Origin of the sequence: Bacillus sp. FSL R7-0672, assembly GCF_038601465.1 — a bacterium.
Taxonomy (GTDB): Bacteria; Bacillota; Bacilli; order Bacillales; family Bacillaceae; genus Bacillus; species Bacillus pumilus.
In genome coordinates this window covers 2,219,283-2,232,863 of sequence record NZ_CP152010.1, presented here as the reverse complement: position 1 = coordinate 2,232,863, position 13,581 = coordinate 2,219,283, and the positions used below count along the sequence as shown (strand labels likewise).

The 13,581-nt window shown below is 42.3% G+C and carries 19 protein-coding genes; 17 read left to right on the top strand and 2 right to left on the bottom strand.

Features of this window, described 5'->3' with window-relative positions; all coding sequences use genetic code 11:
* The first annotated feature begins 34 nt into the window (after positions 1–34).
* Both mntR and MKY18_RS11205 read left to right on the top strand, forming a co-directional pair.
* Positions 35–469: a transcriptional regulator MntR gene (gene mntR / locus MKY18_RS11210; RefSeq protein ID WP_003215946.1), complete on the top strand. Its 435-nt coding sequence runs from the start codon at positions 35–37 to the stop codon at positions 467–469.
* Between the two features lie 103 nt (positions 470–572).
* Entirely contained in the window at positions 573–1,448 is an 876-nt protein-coding gene (locus MKY18_RS11205) for a patatin-like phospholipase family protein (RefSeq protein ID WP_003215585.1), read from the top strand.
* On the opposite strand, the gene MKY18_RS11200 is transcribed toward MKY18_RS11205, so the two are convergent.
* Positions 1,445–1,840 (bottom strand): SA1362 family protein, encoded by a 396-nt coding sequence (locus MKY18_RS11200; protein ID WP_003215754.1) that lies wholly within the window; start codon positions 1,838–1,840, stop codon positions 1,445–1,447. The genes MKY18_RS11205 and MKY18_RS11200 overlap by 4 nt on opposite strands.
* A gap of 38 nt (positions 1,841–1,878) precedes the next feature.
* A complete protein-coding gene (locus tag MKY18_RS11195; protein ID WP_065098392.1) occupies positions 1,879–2,835 on the bottom strand; it encodes a DUF1385 domain-containing protein in 957 nt (318 codons plus the stop codon).
* 222 nt (positions 2,836–3,057) lie between these two features.
* Here MKY18_RS11195 and MKY18_RS11190 point away from each other — a divergent pair, with 222 nt between their 5' ends.
* The 15 genes from MKY18_RS11190 (at position 3,058) to accC (ending at position 13,572) form a co-directional block, all read left to right on the top strand.
* Positions 3,058–3,585 carry a YqhR family membrane protein gene (locus tag MKY18_RS11190; protein WP_065098391.1) on the top strand — a complete coding sequence of 176 codons (528 nt, stop codon included), beginning with the start codon at positions 3,058–3,060 and terminating at the stop codon, positions 3,583–3,585.
* A gap of 108 nt (positions 3,586–3,693) precedes the next feature.
* The gene (gene aroQ / locus MKY18_RS11185; RefSeq protein WP_003215787.1) at positions 3,694–4,137 is read left to right on the top strand and encodes a type II 3-dehydroquinate dehydratase; all 444 of its coding nucleotides are present in this window, start codon (positions 3,694–3,696) and stop codon (positions 4,135–4,137) included.
* Entirely contained in the window at positions 4,131–5,195 is a 1,065-nt protein-coding gene (locus MKY18_RS11180; protein WP_185847312.1) for a Xaa-Pro peptidase family protein, read from the top strand. Before aroQ ends, MKY18_RS11180 begins: the two co-directional genes overlap by 7 nt.
* Positions 5,196–5,220: 25 nt before the next feature.
* Positions 5,221–5,778, top strand: a complete 558-nt coding sequence (gene efp, locus MKY18_RS11175; protein WP_003215497.1) for an elongation factor P — start codon at positions 5,221–5,223, stop codon at positions 5,776–5,778.
* A 177-nt stretch (positions 5,779–5,955) separates the two neighbouring features.
* A complete protein-coding gene (locus MKY18_RS11170; protein ID WP_050943774.1) occupies positions 5,956–6,237 on the top strand; it encodes a YqhV family protein in 282 nt (93 codons plus the stop codon).
* 66 nt (positions 6,238–6,303) lie between these two features.
* On the top strand, positions 6,304–7,227 hold the full coding sequence (gene spoIIIAA / locus MKY18_RS11165; RefSeq protein WP_217012207.1) for a stage III sporulation protein AA: 924 nt from the start codon (positions 6,304–6,306) through the stop codon (positions 7,225–7,227).
* Complete coding sequence (gene spoIIIAB / locus MKY18_RS11160) at positions 7,221–7,736, top strand: stage III sporulation protein SpoIIIAB (RefSeq protein ID WP_341028537.1); 516 nt, start codon at positions 7,221–7,223, stop codon at positions 7,734–7,736. Before spoIIIAA ends, spoIIIAB begins: the two co-directional genes overlap by 7 nt.
* A gap of 19 nt (positions 7,737–7,755) precedes the next feature.
* Positions 7,756–7,962, top strand: a complete 207-nt coding sequence (gene spoIIIAC, locus MKY18_RS11155; protein WP_003153142.1) for a stage III sporulation protein AC — start codon at positions 7,756–7,758, stop codon at positions 7,960–7,962.
* Positions 7,959–8,372: a stage III sporulation protein AD gene (gene spoIIIAD / locus MKY18_RS11150; protein ID WP_342497831.1), complete on the top strand. Its 414-nt coding sequence runs from the start codon at positions 7,959–7,961 to the stop codon at positions 8,370–8,372. The genes spoIIIAC and spoIIIAD overlap by 4 nt, the downstream gene beginning before the upstream one ends.
* Before the next feature lie 19 nt (positions 8,373–8,391).
* Complete coding sequence (gene spoIIIAE, locus MKY18_RS11145; RefSeq protein ID WP_341028536.1) at positions 8,392–9,585, top strand: stage III sporulation protein AE; 1,194 nt, start codon at positions 8,392–8,394, stop codon at positions 9,583–9,585.
* 13 nt (positions 9,586–9,598) lie between these two features.
* On the top strand, positions 9,599–10,231 hold the full coding sequence (gene spoIIIAF, locus MKY18_RS11140; protein ID WP_185108554.1) for a stage III sporulation protein AF: 633 nt from the start codon (positions 9,599–9,601) through the stop codon (positions 10,229–10,231).
* Positions 10,224–10,895, top strand: coding sequence for a stage III sporulation protein AG (gene spoIIIAG / locus MKY18_RS11135; protein WP_012010535.1), 672 nt, complete (start codon positions 10,224–10,226; stop codon positions 10,893–10,895). Before spoIIIAF ends, spoIIIAG begins: the two co-directional genes overlap by 8 nt.
* Positions 10,895–11,539 carry a SpoIIIAH-like family protein gene (locus tag MKY18_RS11130; RefSeq protein ID WP_185108582.1) on the top strand — a complete coding sequence of 215 codons (645 nt, stop codon included), beginning with the start codon at positions 10,895–10,897 and terminating at the stop codon, positions 11,537–11,539. The genes spoIIIAG and MKY18_RS11130 overlap by 1 nt, the downstream gene beginning before the upstream one ends.
* Positions 11,540–11,734: 195 nt before the next feature.
* Positions 11,735–12,211, top strand: coding sequence for an acetyl-CoA carboxylase biotin carboxyl carrier protein (gene accB / locus MKY18_RS11125; protein ID WP_003215926.1), 477 nt, complete (start codon positions 11,735–11,737; stop codon positions 12,209–12,211).
* An 11-nt stretch (positions 12,212–12,222) separates the two neighbouring features.
* Positions 12,223–13,572, top strand: a complete 1,350-nt coding sequence (gene accC / locus MKY18_RS11120; RefSeq protein WP_003215702.1) for an acetyl-CoA carboxylase biotin carboxylase subunit — start codon at positions 12,223–12,225, stop codon at positions 13,570–13,572.
* Positions 13,573–13,581 lie beyond the last annotated feature (9 nt).

Here is a 13,581-nt window from a genome sequence, read left to right as displayed (position 1 = left end):
ATTATTAAGTAAAGGTGCATTATGGAGGGGTTTTATGACTACACCTAGTATGGAAGATTACATTGAACAAATATATATGCTGATAGAAGAAAAAGGATATGCTAGAGTCTCTGATATTGCAGAAGCACTCGCTGTCCATCCCTCCTCTGTAACAAAAATGGTTCAGAAGCTAGATAAAGATGAATACCTCATTTATGAGAAGTATCGTGGTCTAATTTTAACCCCGAAAGGCAAAAAAATTGGAAAACGTCTCGTATACAGACATGAACTGCTAGAGCAATTTTTAAGAATCATTGGTGTAGATGAAGAGAAAATTTATGATGATGTAGAAGGCATTGAACATCATCTCAGCTGGAACAGCATTGACCGCATCGGCGATCTCGTTCAATTCTTTGAAGAAAACGACGAGCGATCTGTTCAGCTGAAAGCGATTCAAAAGAAAAACGAACAAACAAATCAAGAATCTTAAGAAAAAGGACACCCATGCTGAGGGTGTCCTTTTTGATTAAAGTTCTAATTGAAAGCATATGCTCTTACACTATTAATAGCGTGATATCAAAGGGGGCTCCTTGATGAAGATAGATGGTGTGTTCTCAGGTGGAGGCATTAAAGGGGCAGCACTTGCGGGTGCCTATGAAGCGCTTGAAGCAAGAGGATATCAATTTGTCCGCCTTGCTGGTACAAGTGCTGGAGCGATCATTGCTTCACTCATCGCAGCAGGCTTTACAAGTCAGGAGATTCGGGAGCTGTTAGATGAAATGGATGAACATCACTTGCTTGATAGGAGATGTCAATTCATTCCGTTTAAAATGCTTAGGTGGGTCTCCATTTACTGGCGCCTCGGTCTGTACAAAGGCGACCGGCTGGAAAAATGGCTGACAGATGTGTTGAAACGAAAGGGGGTCACCGTATTTGGGGATCTCAAAAAAGATTCGCTGAAAATTGTTGCCTCTGATTTAACAAATGGGAAAATCCTCGTTCTACCAGACGACCTTCCTTCATACGGCTTAAATCCAGAGCGCTTTTCTGTTGCAAGGGCAATCCGGATGAGTTGCAGTCTGCCGTATTTTTTCGAGCCTGTCAAACTAAAGTCATCAAAAGGCATTTGTACCATTGTGGATGGAGGCGTGCTTAGCAATTTTCCAATTTGGTTGTTTGCCGAAGAGAAAAAAAGACCATTCGTCGGTGTCACATTAACCCCAAACGAAAAAGAACGCCCTCAACACTCCATCCGCAATGCGTTTGAACTGTTTGGCGCTCTTTTTGAAACGATGCGTGGTGCTCATGACGAAAGACACATTGCCACAAAACACGAACGTCATGTTATTTTTATTCCTGTAGAACATGTCATTGCCACAGATTTTCAGCTAATGACAGAAAAGAAAAAGGCGCTCGTCGATCTAGGCAGACAGAAGGCCGAGCAATTTTTAAAAAGCTGGACATTTTAAAACAAAGCGCGATTCTTCTTTTTGTTTTTCTTGCCTTCAATCACAGTTAACTGTGTTTGGCTTTTCTTTTTGAGAAGGACGGGCTTAGACTTGTGGTCAGTCGGCACGCTTCGCAAATGAGTGACCCGATTTTTCATCTGGCTTTTCGTTTTTGGTTTAGGCTGCTGGTAGCGACGTTTCGATTGTTTGACTGCTTTACGATAAAGATTGCCTTCTGTTCCAGTTCTTCGATTCATCAGCCATCTAAATAGGAAGAACATAACCGCTCCAATGATCACAACTGATAGCAGCATTGTAAAAAGTCTGCCTGGATTCGTTGTGAGTAAATACACAAATCCCAGAACACCTAAAGCGAAAATAATGGTAAAAGCAGGATGTACTCGGCGATTCATAACTGTCCACCTCCGAAGGAATTTACCGGATTTATAAGTTAGATCACTTGATGAGCAGAATCTGACGCTTGTTTCTCAGACGCTTCCTCTAAACGAAGAAGTTCATTAAAACTTGCAATGGCTACCTCGACTTGATCGTCAGAGGGTTCTTTTGTTGTGAGCAATTGCAGCCAAAGACCAGGATAGCCAAGCACTTTCAGCACAGGCACTTCTCGGAGTTTGTTCGTAAGCTGAAGCACTTCAAATGAAATGCCGAGAACAACCGGAATGAGCGCCAAGCGATTCAGAATTCTCACCCATAAAGGATCTGTCGGTACGAGTAAATAGACGAACATTCCGACAATGACAGTGAATAAAATAAAGCTGCTACCGCATCGATAATGAAGCCGTGATTGTTTTTGGACATTTTCCACTGTGATGTCAAGATTCTGTTCATAGCAGTTTATGACTTTATGTTCTGCGCCATGATATTGAAATACCCTTTTAATTAAAGGGGTCATGGAAATAAAGTAAATATAGCCTAATAACAGGACCAGTTTAAAGAATGTTTCCACTGCGATTTGTGCGAAATTCCCTGAAAAGACGGGCCGCACAAGTTCAGCTAAAAAGACAGGTACTAGGGTAAAGACAAATTTACTAAAGAGAAGAGAGAGAACTCCGATCACAGCAATGCCGAAAATCATAGATAATTTCGAGCTTTTTTGTTCTTTTTCAAGAGTATGATCTTCTGAAGGATCTAAGTCATAGCGCTCGCTGGAGAAGTTTAAGTGCTTACTGCCATTTGCGCTTGCTTCAACAAGTGCAGCAACACCCCTGACAAAGGGGATTTTCTTGAGAAAGGCGGTTCGTTTATTGGAGGTCCGGGGAAGCTTCAAAAACTCAATGGACTGATCCTTTCGCCGAATCGCTGTCACATAGTTCTTTTTACCTCCGAACATGACACCTTCGACAACTGCCTGCCCTCCATATGCTGGAGGTTTTGTTTGATTGGACATATTTCATCAACCTGCCTGTTTCCTGTAATTTACATGCTTTTCCTTATACCTTTATTGTACAGGAAATGAGGGGAAATCACTAGCTCACAGGTCGATTATCTACTAGAATTCTATCTACCTCTTTTTAGCCAGTATACCCTGTTATAAAAATTTTACACTCACGGATGGAATCCTTTTTATTCATGACATTTTGGACATACTAAATGCTGGAGGTGTTCACAAATGAAACGTGATGAAAAGAAAAACCAAGAAGAAAAAAATCAGGCTGTACAAACGTCATCGCTGTTGGCAAGAGCAGCTGCGACAGGCTTTGTTGGCGGTGTTTTTTGGGGCTTTATCGGGTTTCTGACCCATATGTTTCATTTCTCAGAGGTGAGTCCCAATATGCTCCTTCAGCCTTTTGTGCTCGGAGAGTGGAAAAAGGGCGGACTTGGTACTTTTATCAGTATTGTACTTTTAGGGGTTTTATCGATCGGAGCAGCCTTTATTTATTATGGGCTTTTGAAACGGATCAAAGGCTATTGGATGGGGCTGATATATGGCGTAATTTTATGGCTGCTCGTTTTTTACGTATTTAATCCCATTTTCCCAGATGTAAAGCAAGTCCAGGATTTGCAGCAAAGCACCATCGTCACGACATTTTGTCTATATATTTTATACGGCATGTTTGTCGGGTACAGTATTTCGTTTGAATATAATGAATTAACGAGTCAAAAGCTTGCGAGGGCACTCGGGAAAAAGACAGAATAAAGTGTAAATCACCTATTCATATGATAAAATATTTTTGGAAACGAAAGGTTTCTAAGAAAAAAGAAACAGATCTCGATATAGATTGAATTAGGGTGAAGGAGTGGTTGTATGCCTCATTTTCTTGTGCTGAATGGGCCCAATTTAAATAGGCTTGGCAAAAGAGAGCCGGCTGTTTACGGAAGTAAGACGCTGACAGATTTAGAAACGGATTTGTTCCAGTTTGCAGAAAGAGCCAATATCCAGTTAACGTTCTTTCAATCGAATCACGAAGGAGATTTGATTGATGCGCTCCACGAGGCAGAAGATCAGTACGATGGAGTCGTGTTTAACCCGGGGGCTTTTACACACTACAGCTATGCCCTAAGAGATGCCATTGCAAGTATTTCTTTATCCGTTGTTGAAGTACATATCTCAAACGTTCATAAGAGAGAGGAATTCCGCCATCATTCTGTACTTGCTCCAGTATGCCAAGGGCAAATCGTTGGTCTTGGTTTAGAAGGGTATAAATTGGCGATTCGTTATTTAGTGAGTGAAGGGGGAGCAGTATCATGAAACTTGAAAAGTTAAGAACACTTTTATCTGAATTAGAGATCGATGGTCTAGTCATTACGAGCAACTTTAATTTACAGTACATGACCAGCTTTACTGGCTCAGCCGGTCTCGCCGTTGTTTCAAAGGACCGGGCAGCTTTTATCACGGATTTCCGTTATACAGAGCAAGCGAAGGAGCAAGTAAAAGGCTTCGACATTATTGAACATAAAGGAAACATCGTAGAAACAGCAGCTCAAACGGCAAAGGAATTTGGGATCAAACGCCTTGGGTTTGAACAAAACCATATGACATTTGCCACTTACCAGCAGTATGCAGGTAAAGCAGGTGATATTGAGCTTGTTCCGGTCTCAGAATCAGTTGAAAAGTTGCGCTTGATTAAGTCTAGTGAAGAGATTAAGATATTAGAGGAAGCTGCGAAGATTGCAGATCACGCCTTTGATCATATTCTCACTTACATCAAGCCGGGCTTGACGGAAATTGCTGTCATGAACGAGCTTGAATTTTTCATGAGAAAAGAAGGCGCTGAAGGATCTTCATTCGATATGATTGTCGCCTCAGGTGTTCGTTCAAGCCTGCCGCACGGAAGAGCGAGTGAAAAGGTGATTGAATCTGGTGATTTAGTCACACTCGATTTCGGTGCTTACTATAAAGGGTATTGTTCTGATATGACAAGAACGATTGCTGTTGGCACACCGAGCGATAAGCTAAAGGAAATTTATCATATCGTATTAGAAGCAGAAAACGCTGGTGTGGATAGAATCAAGCCAGGCTTAACAGGAAAAGAAGCTGATCGCATCACACGTGACATCATTGAAAAGTATGGCTATGGTCAATACTTCGGGCATTCAACTGGCCACGGGCTAGGGATGGAAGTACATGAAGCGCCAGGCCTTTCCTCACGATCAGAGGTCGTCTTAGAAAAAGGAATGGTCGTGACAGTTGAGCCGGGAATTTACTTGCCGGATGTCGGCGGCGTGAGAATTGAGGATGATATTGTCCTGACAGCTGACGGCAATAAACGATTGACCCACTCACCGAAAGAACTTATCATATTATGATGGTGAAATGTAGGAGGATGACAAAATGATTTCAGTAAACGATTTTCGTACAGGCCTGACAATTGAAGTGGACGGCGGTATTTGGCGTGTAGTGGATTTCCAACACGTAAAGCCAGGGAAAGGCGCAGCGTTTGTTCGTTCGAAACTGCGTAACCTACGTACTGGTGCTATTCAAGAAAAAACATTCCGTGCAGGCGAAAAAGTAGCGAAAGCTCAAATCGAAACAAAAACAATGCAATACTTGTATGCAAATGGCGACCAGCATGTCTTCATGGATACAAGTTCTTATGAGCAGCTTGAACTAAGTGAAACACAAATTAAAGATGAGCTGAAATATTTGCTAGAAAATATGTCGGTTCATATTGTGATGTACGGTGCTGAAACACTTGGAGTAGAACTTCCAAACACGGTAGAACTAGAAGTAGTAGAAACAGAGCCTGGTATTAAAGGCGACACAACATCAGGCGGATCAAAACCTGCAAAAACAGAAACTGGTTTAATCGTCAACGTTCCTTTCTTTGTGAACCAAGGAGATAAACTAGTCATTAATACATCAGACGGTTCATACGTGTCAAGAGCGTAATGAATGAAGAAAGACTGTAAACCTTGTGTTTACAGTCTTTTTTTATTGTAAAACATGTAAGACTCCCCAAAAGGCAAGCCTTCTCTCAATTCTCTCATTCATCTCTTTTCCTTCCTGAAAAACAAGACTACTTCCAGCTAGACAAGCATATAGTGTAAAAAAAGCTGGAGGTTCTATATGAAACAATTTCTCCCAGGTCTACATCCATCAGTCGCTGCGATGGCAGGCATGAGGTTTTTATCGGCAGCAATTGAACTGACGGCCGCCATCCTCATTTTAGTCACAAATGACGTTCGAAAAGCGGTTGTCATCAATAGTATATTGGCGATCATTGGGCCGCTCATTTTTATTATCACGATGACGATTGGAATCTATCAAATCGCAGGGCAGTTATCCTATGCCAAGCTCGTCTTTATTTTCATTGGTGTCGTATTTATTCTTGTTGGGATCTATAAGTGAAACGGCTTGGCATAATTAACGGCTCCCATCATACATTTTAGAGAAGAAAAAAAGGAGGGGAATTCGTTGCGGAGTTTGTTGGATATTCTCCCGCACTCGATTGGACAAGAACTTAGACTGCTAAAAGAAGCAGAATGGGATCAAATAGAAGAAATCCGCATTCGCACGGATCGTCCTATTGAATTAATGCAAAGAGGAAAACCGCGCTTTCTTTCTTATCACACAACAGGAGAAGATGCGTCTCAGCTATTAGGCAGGCTGAGCAATTACAGCATGTACACACTTGAAGAGGAGCTAAAGCAAGGCTACATCACCATTTCAGGCGGACACCGGGTGGGACTTGCAGGAAAGGTGATCGTTGAAAACGGCATTGTCAAAGGATTAAGAGATATCTCTTCATTTAATATCCGCATCGCAAAAGAAAAAGTCGGGATTGCGCTTCCCTTTCTTCCCTATTTATATGACGAGCACTGGTGCAATACACTGATCATCGGTCCACCGCAAACAGGGAAAACAACATTATTGCGGGATATAGCAAGACTGGCTAGTACAGGCACAAAAGCAATTCCTCCTAAAAAAACAGGCATTATAGATGAGCGTTCAGAAATCGCTGGGTGTATAAGAGGGGTGCCGCAGCACCAGTTTGGAAACCGGGTGGATGTGCTCGATGCGTGTCCAAAGGCTGAGGGCTTGATGATGATGATTCGGTCTATGAGTCCAGAGGTCATGATTGTCGATGAAATCGGAAAAAGCGAGGATGTGCAGGCACTATTAGAAGCGATTCATGCTGGGGTCACCATTATCGTTTCCGTTCATGGCTATTCACTTGAAGATGTGTATAAACGCCCATCATTGAAGCCGTTATGGGAGCTTCGAGTGTTTGAACGATATGTTGAATTAAATCGCAAGGACGGTCCCGGCACGATCGGGCGGATATATGAGCAAGACGGACAAGAGATGAAATGGAGGCGGGGAGTGGACGTATGTTAAAGCTCATTGGCGCTATCTTGATTGTCGCGGCTACGACTTGGGGAGGGTTCGAGTTTGCCAAACGATATAGCGACCGGCCGAAACAAATTCGGCAGCTCCGGTTTGCGCTCCAGTCTCTTGAAGCTGAAATTATGTATGGTCAAACACCGCTAGCGCGTGCAGCAGAGCAAATTGCGTCGCAAGTAGGTCCTCCTGTGAATTGGTTATTTGAACAATTTGCAGAAAAGCTGAAAGTTGGAACCTTTTCTGCACGGCATGCATGGAATGAGAGTCTTGAGGATGTTTGGAAAAAAACCGTCTTAAAAAAAGGCGAATATGAGGCACTGAGGCACTTTGGAGAAACACTTGGCCAGCATGATGTCACGTCTCAGCAAAAATATATCAAGCTTGCTTTAGGTCATTTGGAATCGGAGGAGAAGGAAGCTGAAATCGCCCAAGCCAAAAATGAAAAAATGGTCAGAAGCCTCGGATTTTTAAGCGGATTACTACTGATTCTTTTATTGATGTGAGAGGAAGGGAGTCGAGAGCATGGGCGTTGATGTAAACGTCATTTTTCAAATTGCGGGAGTAGGCATCGTTGTGGCATTCCTCCATACGATTTTAGATCAAATGGGGAAAAAGGAGTACGCTCAGTGGGTCACACTGCTTGGGTTTATCTACATTTTGTTTATGGTGGCAACCATTGTAGATGATTTGTTTAAAAAGATTAAAGCCGTATTTCTATTCCAAGGATAGGGGAGGGCTTACAAATCGACATCATACAAATTGTTGGACTTGGTTTAATCGCTACTTTTTTAGCATTAATTGTCAAAGAACAAAAGCCAACCTTCGCCTTTATGCTTGTTGTATTTACAGGGTGTGTGATCTTTCTTTATTTAATAGATCAAATCTATGCCATTATCTCGATGATAGAAAAAATTGCGGCAAGTGCCGGCGTCAATAAGAAGTATGTTGAAACCATTTTAAAAATTATTGGCATTGCCTATATTGCGGAATTCGGCGCCCAGCTGACAAAAGATGCTGGACAAGGCGCCATTGCATCAAAAATAGAGCTTGGCGGCAAAATTCTCATCTTGGTCATGGCAGTCCCCATTTTAACAGTCATCATTGAGACCATCTTAGGTATGATCCCGTCCATGACTTAATTGAAAAGAGGTGATGACAATGAAACGGGTGACAGCTGTTATGGGACTGATGCTTTTCTTCTGGCTGATCGCTCCGCACGCAGGCGCAGAAGAAAAAGAGCCTTTATCAAATGAAGCACCAGCAGCAGAAGAAGTGGCGACTGGACAGGCTGATGCACTTGAGCTTCATTCCATCAGTGACTTTTGGGAAACCATATTGGACGAGTATGGCGGCTTTCTGCCAGAAAGCCAAAAAGGAACAGTGAAGGAAATGATTGATGGCGATAAAGAGCTGTCTCCCCAGACATGGCTGAAAGCCTTTGTTCATTATCTTTTTCACGAGGTCATCGCAAACGGAAAGCTCCTTGGCACACTGATTTTACTCACCATCTTTTGTTCGCTTTTACAGCTTTTGCAGAATGCATTTGAACAAAGCACTGTCAGTAAAGTCGCATACGCACTTGTTTATATGGTGCTGATCATTATTGCACTCAACAGCTTTCATGTGGCGATTTCTTATGCAACAGAAGCCATTCAAACGATGACCAGTTTTATTCTTGCTCTTATTCCTCTGTTATTAGCACTGATTGCTTCATCAGGCGGGCTTGTCTCAGCCGGATTCTTTCATCCCGTTATTTTATTTTTAATGAATACGAGCGGCGTTTTTATTCAATATGTCGTTCTTCCGCTTATTTTTTTATCAGCGATATTGAGCATTGTCAGTACGCTGACTGAACAATACAAGGTTACCCAGCTTGCCCAGCTGTTAAGAAATGCGGCGATAGGCGGGTTAGCCGTTTTTTTAACTGTCTTTCTTGGCGTCATTTCTGTGCAAGGTGCATCTGCTGCGGTTACGGATGGTATCGCACTTCGTACAGCCAAATTTATTACCGGAAATTTCATCCCCGTCCTTGGCAGAATGTTTACAGATGCGACGGATACCGTCATCAGTGCCTCTGTATTACTTAAAAATACGGTCGGACTTGTTGGCGTCGCTATTCTCATTTCAATTGCCGCTTTCCCTGCGATTAAAGTGCTCTCGCTAGCCCTTATATATAAGCTTGCCGCAGCCGTTCTTCAACCATTAGGAGGCGGACCGATTATCAGCTGCCTTGATGTCATTTCTAAAAGTGTGCTTTATATCTTTGCTGCACTTGCTGTCGTGTCGCTCATGTTCTTTTTAAGCATTACCGTCATTATTACTGCTGGCAACCTGACCATGATGATGAAGTAAGGAGGGACACCTTTTGAGTTTTCTCACGGAATGGATCACAAGTATTATTCTCTTTATCTTATTTGCGATTGTCATTGATCTTCTACTTCCCAATTCAAGCATGCAAAAATATGCCAAAATGGTCGTCAGCCTCCTGTTGATTGTGGTGATGCTCAATCCGATTTTTGCTTTATTTCGGGCAGACCCTGACCAAATTTTCTCAGAATTGATGAAGGGAAAAGAAGAAGCACAGTCAGAAGAAATAAAAAATCAGATGAATTTAGAAAAAAAAGAAATACAAGCCTCTCAGCGTGCATATATTTTAAAGCAAATGGCTGTCCAACTAGAAAAAAGCGCAAAGGAGCCACTGGAGAAGGAGAGCTATGAAATGAAACACGTAGAAGTGCTGGCAGATGAAGAGCACCTGGATCAGAATATGGAGGCGGATCAATTTCGCATCAAAGCAGTTCTTTCCCCGCTCACAGGTGATGCTGTAGAAACGGTGGCAAAGGTGGACATTGATCTCTCCAGGCAAAAGGAGGAAAGCACTGGATCTTCTAGCAAAGAGATCAAGAGGGTGAAAGAGACGCTTGCTGATGTTTGGAATACGAGTCCTGAGCACATTGCGCTGAACATTGAGGGAGGTGACGCAGCAGATCATGAATAACAAGGACTGGAAACAAAAGCTAAAATCATTCTTGCAGCCGCCTGAAAAAGGTGAAGGGAAACCAAAATTAACGAAGCACCATTACTTGCTGCTTGTATTCATCATCGGCGTATCTTTCATGTTAGTCAGTCAGATCTTGTCACCGCCATCAAGCAAAGAACAAGCTGCTGTTCCTGCTTCTAAAAAAACAACCTCACAAGAGCAGGAGGTATTCAAGCCGGCATCGTCAAGTAAATCAAAGAATTCGATTGAAGATGTGGAGCAAGAATACGAAAATCAGCTGAAAGAAATTTTAGAGACCATTATTGGCGTTGAGGATGTATCGATTGTGGTCAATGTAGACGCAACTTCTTTAAAAGTGTTTGAAAAAAACAAATCCAATAAAAGCACAACGACCGAAGAAACAGATAAAGAAGGCGGCGTGCGAAGTGTCACCGATCAAACAAAAGAAGAAGAAATCGTCATCATCAAAAATGGCAATGAAGAAACGCCAGTCGTGGTGCAAACGAAAAAACCAGATATTCGAGGTGTTCTCGTTGTTGCTCAAGGAGTAGACAACGTTCAAATAAAGAAAACCATTATTGAAGCGGTTACACGAGTGCTTGATGTACCGAGCCATAGAGTGGCTGTTGCCCCTAAAAAAATCAAGGAGGATTCGGAATGATGTTAAAAAAACAAACGGTTTGGCTATTAACGATGCTAAGTTTAGTTGTCGTCTTAAGTGTGTACTATATCATGTCTCCACAAGGTGAAAATGCAGTGACAGTAGAAGAGATGAAATCAAAAGGAACGGAAGAGAAAAAGACTGAACCAGAAAAAGGAATGGACAAAGGAACGGAAAAAGGAACGGAAAAAGGCGCTGATGAGAAGTCCACTGACAAAGAAACAAATGGTAAACAAGAGGATATCGAAACAAGCGGTGAAGAAGGAAAGGCTGTGTCAGAGCAAACAGACGACGAGCTTTTTACAACATACAGATTAGAGCTTGAAGATAAACGAAGCAAACAGCGTGAAGAGTTCAACGAAATCGTATCCAGTGATGATGCAACAGCACAAGAAAAAAGCGAAGCTTATGACCAAATGACAGCGCTTAGTGAAGCAGAAGGAACGGAGCGTCAGCTCGAAACCTTAATTAAAACAAAAGGTTATAAAGATGCGCTAGTGAGTGCAGAGGGAGATAAAGTGAGCATCACAGTTCGTTCTGACAAAAAATCAAAGTCCCAAGCGGCCGATATTATTGATATGGTCACAAAAGAAATGAGAGGTCTTGATAACGTAGCGGTCACTTTTGAGCCCTCCAATGAATAAAAAATGAACAGGCGCCCTTTGCCGTAAAGGGCGTTTTTTGATGCGGTTTGGCGCCCTCTTCAAGGTGCTCTCGCAAAGCGCTTCGCCACAATATTAGTTGAATTCATTGAAATCCTCCTGTAAGATGGTTATAGTATGTACTTTTAGTACTAGCCTATAAGAAAAAGATAAATCCATACATAGGGGTGCAAATCCATGTTAAAAATTGAAGAAATTCATGAACTGATTAAATTAATTGACGAATCAACAATTGATGAATTTACGTACGAAAACGAAGGTGCAAAAATCAAACTAAAGAAAAATAAAGAAGTCGTTCAGCAAGTAGCGGCACCAGTGGCTCCTGTCCAAGCAGCTCCAGCTCAACAAGCTCCTAAAGCACAAGCTCCAGCTCAGACCGAAGCCCCTGCACAAGAGGCAGCTGCGTCTGAAAATCTGCATAAAATCACATCCCCAATGGTTGGCACATTTTATGCTTCATCTTCACCAGAAGCAGATCCATATGTGACATCAGGTTCTAAGGTGAAGGAAAACACAGTTGTGTGCATCGTAGAAGCGATGAAACTGTTTAATGAAATCGAAGCAGAAGTAAAAGGTGAAATCGTCGAAGTATTAGCTGAGAACGGTCAGCTTGTAGAATTCGGACAACCCCTCTTTCTAGTGAAAGCAGAGTAAGGAGTACGATCATGATTAAAAAGCTATTAATTGCAAACAGAGGAGAAATCGCAGTTAGAATTATCCGCGCTTGTAAAGAGCTTGGAATTGAAACAGTTGCGGTATTTTCTGAAGCGGATCGCGATGCGCTTCATGTTCAAATGGCTGATGAAGCATATTGCATCGGACCGACTGCTTCAAAAGATAGTTATTTAAATGTCACGAATATTGTCAGTGTAGCCAAATTAACAGGGACAGATGCCATCCATCCAGGATACGGCTTCCTTGCTGAAAATGCAGACTTCGCAGAGCTTTGCGAGGAATGCAATGTCATCTTTGTTGGGCCAACTGCATCAGCGATTTCCAAAATGGGAACGAAAGATGTCGCAAGGGAAACAATGAAAGATGCTGGCGTTCCGATTGTTCCTGGTTCTCAAGGAATTGTAAAAGATCTTGATGATGCTGTTTCAACAGCAGCAAGTATTGGGTACCCTGTCATTATAAAAGCAACTGCCGGCGGCGGAGGTAAAGGAATCCGTGTGGCTCGTACCGAAGAAGAGCTCATTAACGGTGTCACCATCACGCAGCAGGAAGCAGCGCAAAACTTTGGTAACCCTGGCGTCTATTTAGAAAAGTTCATTGAAGACTTTAGACACGTGGAAATCCAAGTGCTTGCAGATCAGCATGGCAATACCATTCATTTAGGAGAGCGTGATTGCTCGATTCAAAGAAGAATGCAAAAGCTTCTTGAAGAAACGCCATCACCAGCGCTGAATGCAGACATCCGTGAGCAAATGGGTGAAGCAGCTGTAAAAGCTGCAGAAGCTGTTGAATACACTGGTGCTGGAACAGTCGAATTCATTTATGATTATAATGAAGAGAAGTTCTACTTCATGGAAATGAATACCCGTATTCAAGTAGAGCATCCTGTAACAGAAATGGTCACAGGTGTTGACTTGATCAAAGAACAAATTAAAGTCGCATCAGGTGAGAAGCTTTCTCTTACACAAGAGGATGTCGTATATGAAGGATGGGCAATCGAATGCCGTATTAATGCAGAGAACCCAGAGAAAAACTTCATGCCTTCAGCTGGTGAAATTAAAATGTATCTTCCGCCAGGCGGTCTAGGAGTACGTGTTGATTCTGCCGCTTATCCGGGCTATGTGATTCCGCCATATTACGATAGTATGATTGCAAAGGTGATCACATATGGTAAGACGAGAGAAGAAGCGATTGCGAGAATGAAACGCTCGCTTCAAGAGTTCGTCATTGAAGGAGTCTACACAACGATCCCATTCCATCTAAGATTGCTTGAGCATGAAACATTTGTGAGTGGTAATTTTAATACGAAGTTTTTAGAAACATACCAAATCATGAAATAATCACAGCTT

Excerpts from the sequence above, each read along its gene's own strand:
- mntR (WP_003215946.1), top strand. The coding sequence starts at position 35 with ATGACTACACCTAGTATGGAAGATTACATTGAACAAATATATATGCTG.
- MKY18_RS11205 (WP_003215585.1), top strand. The coding sequence starts at position 573 with ATGAAGATAGATGGTGTGTTCTCAGGTGGAGGCATTAAAGGGGCAGCA.
- MKY18_RS11200 (WP_003215754.1), bottom strand. The coding sequence starts at position 1,840 with ATGAATCGCCGAGTACATCCTGCTTTTACCATTATTTTCGCTTTAGGT.
- MKY18_RS11195 (WP_065098392.1), bottom strand. The coding sequence starts at position 2,835 with ATGTCCAATCAAACAAAACCTCCAGCATATGGAGGGCAGGCAGTTGTC.
- MKY18_RS11190 (WP_065098391.1), top strand. The coding sequence starts at position 3,058 with ATGAAACGTGATGAAAAGAAAAACCAAGAAGAAAAAAATCAGGCTGTA.
- aroQ (WP_003215787.1), top strand. The coding sequence starts at position 3,694 with ATGCCTCATTTTCTTGTGCTGAATGGGCCCAATTTAAATAGGCTTGGC.
- efp (WP_003215497.1), top strand. The coding sequence starts at position 5,221 with ATGATTTCAGTAAACGATTTTCGTACAGGCCTGACAATTGAAGTGGAC.
- MKY18_RS11170 (WP_050943774.1), top strand. The coding sequence starts at position 5,956 with ATGAAACAATTTCTCCCAGGTCTACATCCATCAGTCGCTGCGATGGCA.
- spoIIIAB (WP_341028537.1), top strand. The coding sequence starts at position 7,221 with ATGTTAAAGCTCATTGGCGCTATCTTGATTGTCGCGGCTACGACTTGG.
- spoIIIAC (WP_003153142.1), top strand. The coding sequence starts at position 7,756 with ATGGGCGTTGATGTAAACGTCATTTTTCAAATTGCGGGAGTAGGCATC.
- spoIIIAE (WP_341028536.1), top strand. The coding sequence starts at position 8,392 with ATGAAACGGGTGACAGCTGTTATGGGACTGATGCTTTTCTTCTGGCTG.
- spoIIIAG (WP_012010535.1), top strand. The coding sequence starts at position 10,224 with ATGAATAACAAGGACTGGAAACAAAAGCTAAAATCATTCTTGCAGCCG.
- MKY18_RS11130 (WP_185108582.1), top strand. The coding sequence starts at position 10,895 with ATGTTAAAAAAACAAACGGTTTGGCTATTAACGATGCTAAGTTTAGTT.
- accB (WP_003215926.1), top strand. The coding sequence starts at position 11,735 with ATGTTAAAAATTGAAGAAATTCATGAACTGATTAAATTAATTGACGAA.
- accC (WP_003215702.1), top strand. The coding sequence starts at position 12,223 with ATGATTAAAAAGCTATTAATTGCAAACAGAGGAGAAATCGCAGTTAGA.